General features: G+C 67.9%; 10 protein-coding genes. 6 read left to right on the top strand and 4 right to left on the bottom strand.

The genetic code is table 11. The features are described 5' to 3' along the window. Nucleotides 1-142: 142 nt before the first annotated feature. The 3 genes from dtd to ACPT9U_RS14975 form a co-directional block, all read right to left on the bottom strand. Nucleotides 143-604, bottom strand: a complete 462-nt coding sequence (gene dtd / locus ACPT9U_RS14965) for a D-aminoacyl-tRNA deacylase (protein WP_435751497.1) — start codon at nucleotides 602-604, stop codon at nucleotides 143-145. Between the two features lie 84 nt (nucleotides 605-688). After that, nucleotides 689-1960, bottom strand: coding sequence for a bifunctional O-acetylhomoserine aminocarboxypropyltransferase/cysteine synthase (locus ACPT9U_RS14970; RefSeq protein WP_435751498.1), 1272 nt, complete (start codon nucleotides 1958-1960; stop codon nucleotides 689-691). Between the two features lie 114 nt (nucleotides 1961-2074). Beyond that, the gene (locus tag ACPT9U_RS14975) at nucleotides 2075-5098 is read right to left on the bottom strand and encodes a diguanylate cyclase (RefSeq protein ID WP_435751499.1); all 3024 of its coding nucleotides are present in this window, start codon (nucleotides 5096-5098) and stop codon (nucleotides 2075-2077) included. A gap of 288 nt (nucleotides 5099-5386) precedes the next feature. Between ACPT9U_RS14975 and ACPT9U_RS14980 the strand changes: the two genes are divergently transcribed. Further along, nucleotides 5387-6577 carry a class I SAM-dependent rRNA methyltransferase gene (locus tag ACPT9U_RS14980; protein WP_418363092.1) on the top strand — a complete coding sequence of 397 codons (1191 nt, stop codon included), beginning with the start codon at nucleotides 5387-5389 and terminating at the stop codon, nucleotides 6575-6577. 34 nt (nucleotides 6578-6611) lie between these two features. On the opposite strand, the gene ACPT9U_RS14985 is transcribed toward ACPT9U_RS14980, so the two are convergent. Further along, nucleotides 6612-7250 carry a pyridoxamine 5'-phosphate oxidase family protein gene (locus ACPT9U_RS14985; protein WP_418363353.1) on the bottom strand — a complete coding sequence of 213 codons (639 nt, stop codon included), beginning with the start codon at nucleotides 7248-7250 and terminating at the stop codon, nucleotides 6612-6614. A gap of 96 nt (nucleotides 7251-7346) precedes the next feature. On the opposite strand from ACPT9U_RS14985, the gene ACPT9U_RS14990 reads away from it, so the two are divergent. The 5 genes from ACPT9U_RS14990 (at nucleotide 7347) to ACPT9U_RS15010 (ending at nucleotide 14231) form a co-directional block, all read left to right on the top strand. Then, a complete protein-coding gene (locus ACPT9U_RS14990; RefSeq protein WP_435751513.1) occupies nucleotides 7347-8801 on the top strand; it encodes a PLP-dependent aminotransferase family protein in 1455 nt (484 codons plus the stop codon). 4 nt (nucleotides 8802-8805) lie between these two features. Beyond that, entirely contained in the window at nucleotides 8806-9324 is a 519-nt protein-coding gene (locus ACPT9U_RS14995) for a hypothetical protein (RefSeq protein ID WP_435751500.1), read from the top strand. Nucleotides 9325-9423: 99 nt separating this feature from the next. After that, nucleotides 9424-9888: a VOC family protein gene (locus ACPT9U_RS15000; RefSeq protein ID WP_418363090.1), complete on the top strand. Its 465-nt coding sequence runs from the start codon at nucleotides 9424-9426 to the stop codon at nucleotides 9886-9888. A gap of 134 nt (nucleotides 9889-10022) precedes the next feature. Further along, nucleotides 10023-11156 (top strand): efflux RND transporter periplasmic adaptor subunit, encoded by a 1134-nt coding sequence (locus ACPT9U_RS15005; protein ID WP_435751501.1) that lies wholly within the window; start codon nucleotides 10023-10025, stop codon nucleotides 11154-11156. A gap of 3 nt (nucleotides 11157-11159) precedes the next feature. After that, nucleotides 11160-14231, top strand: a complete 3072-nt coding sequence (locus ACPT9U_RS15010) for an efflux RND transporter permease subunit (RefSeq protein ID WP_435751502.1) — start codon at nucleotides 11160-11162, stop codon at nucleotides 14229-14231. Nucleotides 14232-14285: the final 54 nt, after the last annotated feature.

Consider the following 14285-nt stretch of genomic DNA (forward strand, 5'->3'; position numbering starts at 1 on the left):
GTGCCTTCATGCTGAACAGATCATCTGACCGCCACAGCGGTCACAAGTCCATTTGCGCCCCCTTCGGTGGGCGTAACCGAAAAGTTCACGAGCTCTGAGTCGAGGGGTTGGGAGGGCCGATTATGCCCCGGGGCGCCGTGGATCACTCGCCTGGCGCCTTGGTCGGGGCAATGCGCAGCGGGACTGTGACCGGGCCGTCGTTCACGAGTTGCACCTTCATGTCGGCGGCAAAGCGGCCGGTCTGCACCTGCGGGTGGGCGGTGCGCGCGCGGGCGACGAAATGCGCATAGAGCGCCTGGCCGGTCTGCGGGTCGGCGGCGTTGGCGAAGCTGGGCCGGTTGCCGCCGGAGGTGTCGGCTGCGAGCGTGAACTGACTCACGATCAGCAGTCCGCCTTCGACATCGTGCACCGAGCGGTTCATCTTGCCGGCCTCATCGGCAAAGATGCGCAGCTTGAGCATCTTGGCGAGCAACTTGTCGGCCTCGGTCGGGGTGTCTCCGCGCTCGGCGCACACCAGCGCGAGCAGACCGTGGCCGATCTGCCCGATGGTTTCACCGTCGACGATCACGCGCGCTTCGGAGACGCGTTGCACCACTGCGAGCATTCGGGCTCCTTCACAAGAAAGACGCCACCCGCAGGTGGCGTCGAGAGCGATTGCGGCCGTCGCGCGGGCGACGGCGGGCTTGCGTCAGACCGCCGCCAGCGCCTGCTCCAGGTCGGCAATGATGTCGTCGATGTGCTCGATGCCGATCGACAGGCGCACCATGTCGGGCGACACGCCGGCCTTGGCCAGTTCGGCGGGCGAGAGTTGGCGGTGCGTGGTCGAGGCCGGGTGGCAGGCGAGTGACTTGGCGTCGCCGATGTTGACCAGGCGGGTGATGAGCTTCAGCGCGTCCTGGAAGCGGCCGCCCGCTTCGAAGCCACCCTTCACGCCAAACGACAAGATGCCCGAGGCGCGCCCGCCCATGTACTTCTGCACCAGGGCGTGGTCGGCGTGGTCGGGCAGGCCGGCGTAGTTCACCCATTCGACCTTGGCGTGCTTCTTCAGGTACTCGGCGACCTTGATCGTGTTGGTGCAGATGCGGTCCATGCGTAGCGCCAGGGTCTCGATGCCTTGCAGGATCAGGAAGCTGTTGAAGGGCGAGATGGCCGCGCCGGTGTTGCGCAGCGGCACCACGCGCGCGCGGCCGATGAACGCGGCGGCGCCCAGGGCCTCGGTGTAGACCACGCCGTGGTAGGACACGTCGGGCTCGTTCAGGCGCTTGAAGCGCGCCTTGTGCTCGGCCCACGGGAACTTGCCCGAATCGACGATGGCGCCGCCGATCGAGTTGCCGTGGCCGCCGAGGTACTTGGTGAGCGCGTGCACCACGATGTCGGCGCCGTGCTCGAAGGGGCGGCACAGGTAGGGCGAGGGCACGGTGTTGTCCACAATCAGCGGCACGCCGGCCTTGTGCGCGATCTCGGCGAGCCGCCCGATGTCGGTGACGTTGCCGAGCGGGTTGCCCACCGATTCGCAGAAGATCGCCTTGGTGCGCTCGTCGATCAGGGCAGCGAAGCTGTCCGGGTCGCGGTAGTCGGCGAAACGCACCTGGATGCCGAACTGCGGCAGGGTGTGGGCGAACAGGTTGTAGGTGCCGCCGTACAGCGTCGAGGCTGAGACGATGTTGTCGCCGGCTTCGGCGATGGTCTGGATGGCGTAGGTGATCGCCGACATGCCCGAGGCCACGGCGAGCGCGCCGATGCCGCCTTCCAGTTCGGCGACGCGCTGCTCGAGCACCGCGGTGGTCGGGTTCATGATGCGGGTGTAGATGTTTCCCTGCACCTTGAGGTCGAAGAGATCCGCGCCGTGCTGGGTGTCGTCGAAGGCGTACGAGGTGGTCTGGTAGATCGGCACCGCGACGGCCTTGGTGGTGGGATCGGGCGAATAGCCGCCGTGCACGGCGATGGTTTCTAGCTTCATGCGTGAGGTCTCCCCTTCGGTGATGGTGGCGTGGAGTATAGCCAGCGCGGAAGGGATATCGAAATAACCGCGGATGTTCAGGCGCCGGCATGCCGCCGTTTCGGGTGCGGATGCCTAATCCGCGCCTTCGTCCAGCAGGCAGACCCGGTTGCGCCCGGCGCTCTTTGCGTTGTAGAGGGCACGATCGGCCCTGCTGAGCAGGCGAGCGGGGTCGCGGCCGGTAAGCGGCGTGAGGCCGATGCTGGTTGTGAACCGGATTGCCCCGGAAACGGTAGCGGCCGGGCTGTTCTCGACTGCCTGGCGAAGGCGCTCGGCGAGTGCGCGTGCTTCATCCAGGCTCACGTCGTGCAGCAGCGCAGCGAACTCCTCTCCGCCTAGGCGCGCTGCATCGTCCTGCTGGCGCAGGCTTTGGCGAATCAGGTGCGAAACGTGGCGGAGAACGTCGTCTCCGGTCCCGTGCCCGAAGCTGTCGTTGATGTGCTTGAAGTGGTCCAGATCGAGCATCAGCAGCGCACCACGCCGCTCGGGTTCGCGCTGCAGCGCGTCGATGGCCGCGTCCAGGCAAGCCATGAAGCTGCGGCGGTTGGGCAGGCCGGTCAGCGCGTCGGTTGCCGCAAGCTCGTAGAGCCTGCGTTCGCGCGTCTTGCGCTCGGTGATATCGCGCAGCAGCCACACGCGGCCCAGGCGCCGCCCCTCATGCTCGATCGGCAGCCAGTCGATCTCCATGGTGCCGCCGCTTTCGCTGTCGACCTCGATGCTGCGTCGCTTCTCGCCGGTCGAATCGGGTGCGGGCTGGTGCAGCCAGCCCGCTCGCTCGGTGCCCAGCCGCATGCACAGGGTTTCGTGCTGCAGCCCGATCAGTTCGCCGGGCAGGCCCGGAATGCTGAGAAGCTCGCACAGGCCCTGGTTGGCGGAGCTGATGATGCCGTTCTCGTCCTCGATCAGCACGCCGCCCGGGAAGCGCTCGAGCACCGTGCGCAGGCGCAGTTGTTCGGCGGCGAGGGCCGCCCGGGCGTCGCGCTTGTCCGAAATGTCGATCAGCGTCCACACGACCTTGCTTTGCGGGTCGGTGGGGTCAAGCATGACGGCATGGGCATCGAACCAGCGCTCCGTGCCGCGGTTGTCGAGGAGGGGGAGCTCAAGGTTGATTTGCCCCGTTTCGCGCAGCCGGCGATAGTGCTCGGCCATGCTTGCTTCATGTTGCGGACTGGCGTGGAACTGCGGAGCCTCCATGTCGGCCAGATTGCGCCCCGGGGGCGCAAAGATCGCGCTGGCGCGGCCGTTGGCCTTGAGGATCCGGCGCTGCGGGTCCATCAGGGCGATTGCCGCCACGCTGTGGTCGAGCAGGGCGCGGCGAAGCTGGGCGTCGGCCACGCGCTCGGTGATGTCGCTGAAGGTGCCTACGACGCGAACGGGCCGGCCTTGGCCGTCTCGGTCCACGACCCGGCCGCGGGTGCGCACCCACACCCATTCGCCCGAAGTCTTGCGCAACCGGAAGGAGCCGGAGAGCGGCTTGTCCGGATTCGCGAAGATGTTCGCGTATTGCTCCTGGTGGTCCGCCGTGTGATCGAAAGGGTGGACAAGCGCAAAGATGTCCGCGGCAGGATCGGTTGTCTCGATGCCCGGGCGCCCGAGCATTTCATTGCTCCGCTCATCGAGGGTGAGCTCGTCGTTCTCCAGATCCCATGCCCACAGACCGTCTCCCACGGCGCCGATTGCCTGGCGGAGGCGCTGCTCGTTCTCGCGCAGCCGCTCCGCTGCGAGGTGCTCGTCGGTGACATCGCGGATGTAACCGTGCCAGAGAATGCCACCGTCCTCGGTGGGCTCGGGGTTCGATTCGCCGAGCAGCCAGCGCGTATGCCCCTGCGGGTCGAGGATGCGGTACTCGGCACGCCATGGCATGAGCTTGGCAACAGAGCGCTGGATAGTCTCGTGCACCGGTGCCAGGTCGTCCGGGTGGATGCGCTCGAACAGCGGCGCGGCGTTGTGCCCGAGTGCCTCGGGCGTGACACCGAAGAGTGCCTCTACGCCCGGGCTGCAATACGGCATGGAGGATTGGCCGTCCGCCGTGAGCAGGAACTGGTACAGAAAGCCGGGGACGTGTGTGACCAGCTTCTCCATCCGCTCACGGGCCTGGGCAAGCTCGCTCGCCTGGCGCGCATGGCGCAGCCACAGGGCGCTGAACAGCAGCGCGGACAGCAGGATGAGCAGGGAGCCCAAGGCGTTCTGCGTGCGGCTGTCGCGGACGGTCTTCTGCACCGTGGCGAATGTGGTTTCCACGCTCAGCCCGATCGCGGCCACGACCGGGTATCCGGGCACCCGGTGCCAGGCGTAGTAGCGTTCCACACCGTCCACCGGCGCCACGGCCGTGAAGCTGCCTTCTTCCAAGTCGGGATGGACGAGGTAGGGGCGATCGGCGGGGACGCTGGTCTCCAGCGCGACCTCCAGCGGTCCTGAGTGCGCCATGAAGCGGCCGCTGCCCAGCACCAGTGCGGCAACGTCTTCCGCGTTCGGGTAGAGCGCCCGCAGATTCCTGGAGAGGTGGGCCGAGGAGACGGCGACGATTACCACTCCGGCAAAGGTGCCGTTCCGGATCAAGGGGCGGCTGAACGGGACGGTCCATTCACCGGAAACTCTGTCGCGAACCGGCTGGCCGACGAACAGTTGGGGCGTTCCCCCGTGCAGGTGGGCATGGAAATACGTACGGTCGGAAGTGTCTTGCGGCTCGGTGGGCGCGCCGCTTCTGCCGGCCAAGGTGGAGTAGAGGACGAGGCCGTTCGCATCGGTGACGCTGACGCTGCTCAGGGCCCCGTCAGGCAGTGCCAGGTGCGCCCGCAGGAGTGCCTCGCGTGCTTTCTTGTCTTCGTCCTGCGTCCAGTGATCGGTGAGGTGCCCGGTGAGGTAGTCGATCTTGCGCAACAGGGCATTGGTTTGCAGCGCGAGGGCGTGGGCCGTCTGTTGTCCGCGCAGATGGGTGAGCGTCTGGGCCTGTTCCAGCAGGCTCACATGCGTCTGGTGGAGGTGGAGCCAGTACCCCCCGAGCAGTGTCAGCAAGACCAGCCATCCGGCCAGCAGACGGCCGACGGGGCTGCGGCCCGCGAGGTGGGCGCCGCACTGCCGGAACAGACGGAAGAACATCAGATATCGGGCCTGGTGCGGGTTGGGTGCGGAACGGTGCTTCAGGCGCTTGACGCGTGCCCCCGGTAAACGCGCTGAAGAGCCAGTCGCTTCGTACGGGCTACGGTGTTCGACTCCCCCTGAACTGGGAGCGAACGAATAAATTCTATCAATTTGCGAAGTAATCCAACTGTGTATTTGTTGGGTTTCATCGCCATTTTTCCGATCTCGCTACCCGCTCTGGGCGCATTGGACGTGGCCCGGGGTACACTCGCGGATCGTCCATCTTCATTCCTTCTGCACACGCTCATGGCCCAACTCGTCCTCAAACCCGGCAAGGAGCGTTCGCTTTTCCGCCGCCATCCCTGGATCTTCGCCGGCTCGGTCGAGCGCCTCGACGGGCGCGCGCGGGCGGGCGACACCGTCACCGTACTGTCTGCCGAGGGCAAGGCGCTGGCGCGTGCCGCGTGGTCGCCCGCCTCGCAGATTCGCGCGCGGGTGTGGAGCTTCGACGCCGAAACCGTGATCGACCACGCCTTTTTCAAGCGTGCCGTCGCCGCATCGGTTGCGCGGCGCGCGGTGATCCCTGCCTTGCACGGTCAGGAGGGTGTGCGCCTGATCCATGGCGAGTCCGACGGCCTGCCGGGTGTGATCGCCGACCGTTACCGGGATGTGGTGGTGCTCCAGCTCACCAGCGCGGGTGCCGACAAGTGGCGCGAGGCGATCGTCGCCGGCCTGGTGCAGGCCACCGGCTGCGCCGTGGTCTACGAGCGTTCGGATTCCGAAGTGCGCGCGCTCGAAGGGCTGGAGTCCCGCACCGGCTGCGCGCATGGCGAACTGCCTGCGGACACGCTCACCATCCTCGAGAACGGCGTGCGCATGGAGGTGGACGCCGCAGGCGGGCACAAGACCGGTTTCTATCTCGATCAGCGCGACAACCGCCTGCTCACCGGCCAGCTCGCCAGCGGACGCGCGGTGCTCAACTGCTTCTGCTACACCGGCGGCTTCTCGCTGCAGGCGCTGGCGGGTGGAGCGTCGTCGGTGCTGTCGATCGACTCCTCCGGCCCGGCGCTGGCGTCTGCCCGGCGCAACCTCGCGCTCAATCCGCAACTCGATGCCAGCCGCGCCGAGTGGCTGGAGGCCGATGTGTTCAAGGCCCTGCGTGCGCTCAAGGAAGAAGGCCGCAAGTTCGACCTGATCGTGCTTGATCCGCCGAAGTTCGCGCCCTCCGCAGCCCATGCGGAGCGCGCCGCGCGCGCCTACAAGGACATCAACCTGTTCGGCTTTCGCCTGCTCAACCCGGGCGGCATCCTGATGACCTATTCCTGCTCGGGCGGTATCGGCCAGGAGCTGTTCCAGAAGATTGTCGCTGGCGCGGCGATCGACGCCGGTGTCGATGCGCGCATCCTCTACCGTCTGTCGGCTGCGCCGGATCACCCGATCGGGCTCGCGGTGCCGGAAGGCGAGTACCTCAAGGGCCTGGCCTGCCAGGTCGGTTGACGCAGGGTGCCTGAGCGACGCACAGCTTCGTCGTTCAGCCCAGGCGAGTCGCCGGCACCTTGCTGACCGCGCTGTCCCGCGCCGGGGCGGGCTCGCCGATGACCGTGTGCAAGGGAATCACGCCAGCCCATGCGCGCCAGTCCAGATCGGCCGGCTCGTCCTTGACGCCCCCGTTGCGCACCTTGGCGGCGGCTTCGTCCAGCGCGATCCGGAGCACAGCGGTGGCATCGACCTCCTTGCGGGTGATCGGGCGCAGGCTGTCCCAACGGCCGGGGTAGAGGCCATCTATGAAGCTTTGCAGGCTTTCCTGCTTGCGGACGGGGTCCGTCACCGCTTCGAAGCGCCCGTAGAGGACAACCGACCGGTAGTTCATCGAATGGTGCAGTGCCGAGCGCGCGAGCACGAGGCCGTCGGCCAGGGCTACGGTCACGCAGGCCTCGCCCTCGGTGAGCGCCTTGAACATGCGCGAGGCCTTGGCGCCGTGGATGTAGAGGTGGCCGCCTTCCCGCCAGTGGGTGATGGGGATGGCATGCACGCTGCCGTCGATCTGGAAGGCGACGGTGCAGAGCATCGCTGCGTCGATGATCTCGGCGATCGTTGCCGCATCGTAACGGGCGCGATCGGGGAGGCGGCGGATCCGGGTGCGGGGCGAAGGGGCTGCAGACTGGCGCATCATCGAAGGGGCTCCGGTGGGTTGTCGATGAGCGGATCGTACGGGCTTGGTGGTACCTTATGTAGGGCCACCAAAGCACGAGAACATGGAGCCATGCTGGAATTCGACTGGCTGTTGACGCCGCTTGCCGGCGATTCGCTCCCCCGCCAGCGCGCCCTTCACCTCCGTCTGCGCGAAGCCGTTCTCAGTGGGCGGTTGCCCGCCGACACGCGTCTGCCGGCGAGTCGGCGCCTGGCCGCAACGCTCGGTATTGCGCGCAATACGGTGCTGTTCGCGTATGAGCAGCTCGTTGCCGAGGGCTGCCTGGTCGCCGACTGCCGGGGGACGCGCGTTGCGCGCCTGCCTGCGCGCGCGGGGCGAGAGGAACGAGAGGGGATGAACGCTCGTGGCGGGGCGGCCACCCCGGACTTGTCCCAACGCGCAGTCGTTGCCACACAGCATGAGCCAGCGCGCGACGCGGAAGCGCTGCCGTTTTCCCCCGGAGTGCCGGATTTCGGTGCCTTTCCTTTCCACAGCTGGCGGGCCTGCCTGGAGCGCGCCTGGAAGGACGCCGGCTGGCGCCAGCTCGGCTACGCCGCCCAAGGCGGAGATCCGGCGCTGCGCGAGGCGCTGGCTGCGCACCTGACCAGCGTGCGGGGGCTGGTGGTGGAGGCTGGACAGATTCTCATCACCAGCGGTTCGCAGATGGCGCTGGATCTGTGCGCACGCCTGCTCGCCGACCACGGCGACACCGTGTGGGCGGAGAACCCGGGCTATCTTGCTGCGCGCGTGGCTTTTGGGCTCGCAGGCTTGCGCATCCACGACGTCGCACTGGACGCGGAGGGCCTGTGCGCGACCGACCAGGACTGGCGGCAGCACCCGCCCAGACTGATCCTCGTCACGCCCTCGCACCAGTACCCCACCGGGGCGGTGATGTCGCTGGCTCGACGCTTGGCGCTGATCGAGCGTGCTGTCCGGGCAGGCGCCTGGATTGTCGAGGATGACTACGACAGCGAGTTCCGGCGTGCCGGACCGGCACCGCCCGCCCTGTTCGGCCTGCAGTCGGACGCGCCCGTGGTGTATGTCGGGACGTTCAGCAAGACGCTGTATCCTGGCTTGCGATTGGGCTACCTGGTGCTGCCGCGAGGGCTTGCGCCCGATTTCATCCATGCGGCCGCACACGCCACGCGAGCCGGGCAGGGTGTGGAGCAGCGTGCGCTGGCCGACTTCATCCAGCGCGGCTTCTACACCAGTCATTTGCGCCGCATGCGTGGGCTCTACAGTCGTCGCCAGGCACTGCTGCGCTTGGCTCTTCAGGAGGCGTTCGGCCCGGGCGCACAACTCTCGGGTGGAGAAGCGGGGCTGCATCTGGTGATGACCTTGCCGGAACGGATTGCGGACGGCGGGGTCGCAGAGCGGGCCAGCCGCATCGGGCTCGGGGTGCGGGCGCTCTCCGCCTATGCGAGGCCTCCGGTGCATTGCAATGGGCTGGTTCTGGGCTACGGCAATCTCGATGAGGACAACGTGGCTGAGGCGGTAAGGCGCTTGAAGGCGGTGGTCGCAGGAGGGTGAGGACGTGGCAGTTGTGGCGGGTGGGCAGGATTCGAGCGCCGTGCGGATGCGCGCGCTATGGGTGAGCGGCGCGCTGGCGGCGACCCTTTTCGTCGGGACGATGGGCTATCTGTGGCCGCTTCGGCCGGGTGCGATCGCATTGCAGTTCGCCTGGCATCCGCAAACCTTCGGTGCCATCGTCCATCTATGGCCGCCAGAAGACCTGGAGCGGTATCGCAGCCATCTTCCGATCGATTTCGTGACCCTGCTGGCCTACGGCAGCTTTGGCTGGCTGCTTGCGGTGCACACACGGGTCTTTGCGTTGCTCGGCCGCGGCGGGCAACTGTTCGCGCGCCTGTGCCTGCCGCTGGCGGCGGGCTTCGATGCGGCGGAGAACGCCTTCCACTGGTGGCTGACCGAGATGCCGCGCTTCGGTACGCCGCAGACCTACCTGTACACCACCGCCTGCTCGACGATGAAGTGGGCGCTGCTGATCGGATTCGGCCTGCTGGTGCTTTGGTCGCTGGCGCGTGCAAGGGACTGAACACCGCATGGATGGCAGCGGAGCAGGGGCCCGGACGGGCGGCGCCCGCCGGGCATTCATGGCAGCAAGGCATCCACGACAGACAGGAGGACATTGAACATGAAGCCCCGCATCAGCGTCATCACCCTGGGCGTGGACGCGCTCGAGCGCGCGCTCGCCTTTTATCGCGACGGACTCGGCTGGCCGACGGAAGGTATCGTCGGCGCGGCGTCGGAGCATGGCGGAGTGGTTTTCTTCGACCTTCAGCCCGCGCTGAAGCTGGCGTTGTTCGCGCGCGGGAGCCTGGCGCTCGATGCCGGCCTAGCGGACGCGGCACCCGGTGCTTGCCATGGCGTGCAGGGCGGCGGGGGAAACGGGGGCGCGCCCGCGTTCGCGCTCAGCCATAACGTCGCCGGCCGTGCCGACGTGGACGCTGTGCTGGCGCAGGCCGCGTCGGCCGGCGCGCGGATCACGCAGCCGGCGCGCGACACCTTCTGGGGCGGCTATGCAGGGTACTTCCTGGATCCGGACGGGCATCTGTGGGAAGTGGCCTGGAACCCGAAATGGCCGCTGCCGGACGATTGACTCGTCTTGCCGGGAAACGGGGAGGAACCGGACAGGGGGGCGTTTTGTCCTTAAACTTTTGTCCTTAAACTCATGCCGGTGAGCGCGTTGGCGCTCCTTCACGAGCCTCTCCCTTTCTTCCGATCCGGTTGCCCATGCCCTCCAGTCGAACCCTCATCACCCTTTTCAGCCTCGTCGGACTCGCCGCGCTGGGAGGCTATGCCTGGCATGTGAATCGCACGCCGGCCCCGGGGCAGCCTGTCGCTGCCCAGGTCAAGACAGCCGGGGCAGGGGGTGGAGGGGGCGGCGGCGCGGGGCAGGCTGCTCCGGTCGTGGTGGAGACGCAGGCGGTGAGCGTGCGTGTACTCGACGACGACGTGAGCGCGGTGGGTTCGCTGGTCTCCAACGAGTCCGTCGTGCTTCGCCCGGAGGTGTCGGGCCGGATCGAAGCGATCCACTTTCGCGACGGCGAGCCCGTGCGGCGCGGCGAGGTGCTGGTCGAGCTCGACGCCGCGGTGCAGCGCGCCGAGCTGCAGCAGGCGCGCGCCAACCTGACCCTGGCCGAGGCCGACTTCAGCCGCACGCAGGATCTGTTCGGGCGCAAGTTCGTCAGCCGCAGCAGCCTGGACGATGCGCGCGCCAAGCTCGAGGTGGCGCGTGCGGGGGTGGCGCTGGCGCAGGCGCGGCTGGCACGCATGCAGATCCGCGCGCCCTTCGACGGCGTGGTGGGCATCCGCAGCGTGAGCCCCGGCGACTTCGTTAAGGATGGTGATGTGCTCATCAACCTCGAGGACATCGCCACGCTGAAGCTGGATTTCCGCTTGCCCGAGCTCTACCTCGATCGCGTTCGCTCCGGGCAGACGCTGGAACTCTCCAGCGACGTGCTGCCGGGCGAGCTCTTTGCGGCCACTGTCGAGGCGATCGACCCGCTGGTCGATGCCGAGGGCCGCGCCGTGCGCCTGCGCGCGAGCCTGCCCAACCCCGACATGCGGCTGCGCCCGGGCGTGTTCGTGCGCGTGCGGCTGATCCTGGCCGAGCGCGGCGAGGTGGCCATGGTGCCCGAGGCGGCGCTGGTGCCGGCGCCGGGCGACGTGCAGTTCGTGTATCGCGTGGCTGACGGCAAGGTCCAGCGCGTGAATGTGCGCACCGGCCAGCGCCGCGACGCGATGGTCGAGATCGTCGATGGGTTGCAGCCGGGCATGGTGGTGGTCACCGCCGGGCAGCTCAAGCTGCGCGATGGCGCCGAGGTGAAGGTGGCGGCGGCCGGCATGGCGCCGCGGGCGGACTGAGCCATGGTCATCTCCGATATCTGCATCCGCCGCCCGGTGTTCGCCACCGTGCTGTCCCTGCTCGTACTGCTGATCGGCCTGATGTCCTACTCGCGCCTCACGGTGCGCGAATATCCCAACATCGACGAGCCGGTGGTCACGGTGGATACGCGCTACCGCGGCGCCAGCGCCGAGATCGTCGAGTCGCAGGTCACCAAGCCGCTGGAGGATTCGCTCGCCGGCATCGAGGGCGTGGATGTGCTGTCCTCGATCAGCCGCCAGGAGCGCAGCCAGATCACGGTGCGCTTCCGCGTCGAGCGCGACGCCGATTCGGCCGCGGCTGACGTGCGCGACCGTGTGTCGCGCGTGCGCCAGCGCCTGCCCGACGACATCGACGAGCCGGTGATCGCGAAGGTCGAGGCCGATGCCAGCCCGATCATCTGGGTGGCGTTCTCGTCCGACCGCCACTCGCCGATGGAGATCAGTGACTTCGCCAACCGCATCATCAAGCCGCGCATGCAGACCCTGCCCGGCGCGGCCGACGCGCGCCTGTACGGCGAGCGGCGCGCCTCGATGCGGATCTGGCTCGATCGCGACCGTCTCGCCGCCTTCGGACTCACGGTGCAGGACGTGGAGGATGCGATCCGGCGCCAGAACGTGGAGCTGCCCGCCGGCCGCATCGAGAGCCGCGAGCGCGAGTTTGCCGTGGTGGCGCAGACCGACCTCACCGAGCCGGCGCAGTTCGAGGCCATCGTGCTGCGTCAGGGTGCCGGCGCCGATGCCTATCCGGTGCGCGTCCGCGACGTCGGCCGGGTGGAGATCGCGCCCGAGAGCGAGCGTACCTCGGTTCGCTTCATGGGGCGGCCGGCGGTGTCGCTGGGCCTGATCAAGCAATCGACCGCCAACCCGCTCGACCTCAAGCGTGGGCTGGACGAGATGCTGCCGCGCCTGGAGAGCGAGTTGCCCGAGGGCATGTCGATGAAGATCGCCAACGACACCACGGTGTTCATCGAGCGTTCGATCGACGCGGTGTTCTCCACCATCTGGGAGGCGGTGCTGCTGGTGGCTGCGGTGTGCCTGTTCTTCCTACGCAACTGGCGCGCGATGCTGGTGCCGCTGGTGACCATCCCGGTGTCGCTGGTGGGCGCCTTCACGCTGATGCTGGTGCTCGGCTTCTCGATCAACACGCTTACGCTGCTCGCGCTGGTGCTGGCGATCGGCCTGGTGGTGGACGACGCGATCGTGATGCTGGAGAACATCTACCGCCACATCGAGGAGGGGATGGCGCCGGTGGCCGCAGCCTTCAAGGGTGCCAAGGAGATCGGCTTCGCGATCGTGGCGATGACGATCACGCTCGCGGCGGTGTACGCGCCGGTGGCCTTCATGACCGGGCGCACCGGCAAGCTGTTTACCGAGTTCGCGCTCACGCTGGCAGGGGCGGTGCTGGTGTCGGGCTTCGTGGCGCTGTCGCTGTCGCCGATGATGTGCTCGAAGCTGCTGCGCCACGAGCCGAAGCACGGCGTGATCTACAACAGTATCGAGCGCCTGCTGTCGGGGCTCACCGCCGGCTACCGCGGCGTGCTTGCAGCGGCGCTGAAGGCGCGCTGGCTGGTGATGCTGGTGTTCGCGCTCGTCGCCGGCAGTTCGGTGTGGCTGATGGGCCAGCTCAAGACCGAGCTCGCGCCGCTGGAAGACCGCGGCCGCGTGATCGGCATGTTCACCGGGCCGGAGGGCGCCACGCTCGACTACATGGCGCGCTATGCGGCCGAGATCGAGGACATCTACGCCGGCCTGCCCGAGGTCGACCGCTACATGGTGATCGCGGGCAACCCGACCGTCTCGCAGGGCATCTCCTTCGTCGGCTTCACGGACTGGGAGGACCGTACCCGCACGGCCAACGAGATCTCCGCCGACCTGCAACCCAAGCTGCGCGCGGTGGCGGGGGTGAACGCCTTTCCGATCCTGCCCGCATCGCTCGGCCAGAGCGTGCGCTCGCGGCCGGTGAGCTACGTGATCGCGACCTCGGACAGCTACGACGAACTCGCCCGCGTGTCCGACGCCTTCCTGGATGCGATGGGTGACAACCCGGGCTTTCTGTCGCCCGACACCAACCTGAAGCTGACCATGCCCGAACTGGCGGTGGAGGTCGATCGCGACCGTGCCGCTGACCTTGGCGTGGCGGTGGATGCGATTGCGCGTACGCTCGAGAGCATGCTCGGCGGCCGCCAGGTCACGCGCTACAAGGAAGATGCCGAGCAGTATGACGTGATCGTGCAGGTCGCCGAGGACGCTCGCCGCGACCCGCGCGACATCCGCGACATCTACGTGCGGGCGCGCAACGGCGAGATGGTGCCGCTAACCAGCGTGGTGAAGGTGAGCGAGCGCGTGGCGCCGCGCGAGCTCAACCACTTCGGCCAGCGTCGCGCGGTGACGATCTCGGCCAACCTGGCGCCGGGCTATGCCTTGGGCGAGGCCTTGCAGTGGATGGACGACACGGCCGCGCGCATCCTGCCGCCGGGCTACAGCACCGACTACGACGGCCAGTCGCGCGAGTTCAAGACCAGCTCGGAGAGCCTGGCGCTGGTGTTCCTGCTCGCGCTCGCCTTCATCTACCTGGTGCTGGCGGCGCAGTTCGAGAGCTTCCGCGACCCGTTCATCATCATGCTCACGGTGCCGCTGTCGATGACCGGCGCGCTCGGCGCGCTGTGGCTGACCGGCGGCACGCTCAACGTGTACAGCCAGATCGGCCTGGTCACGCTGGTGGGCCTGATCACCAAGCACGGCATCCTGATCGTCGAATTCGCCAACCAGCTGCGCGAGCAGGGCCGCGAACTGCGCGAGGCGGTGGTCGAGGCCTCGGTGCTGCGCCTGCGCCCGATCCTGATGACGACCGGCGCCATGGTGCTCGGCTCGGTGCCGCTCGCGCTGGCCACCGGCGCCGGCGCCGAGAGCCGCCAGCAGATCGGCTGGGTGATCGTCGGCGGCCTTCTGATCGGCACCTTCTTCACGCTCTTCGTGGTGCCTACCGTCTATACCCTACTGGCACGGCGCGAGCGCGAGGCGCCTGCCGAGGTCGCGCAGGGCGTCGCTGCCTGAAAACAAAGAACCCCGCCGCACGAGCCGCGCTGGCGGGGTTCTTCATCGTGCGGA

Source organism: Thauera sp. AutoDN2 (assembly GCF_051280715.1).
Taxonomy (GTDB): domain Bacteria; phylum Pseudomonadota; class Gammaproteobacteria; order Burkholderiales; family Rhodocyclaceae; genus Thauera.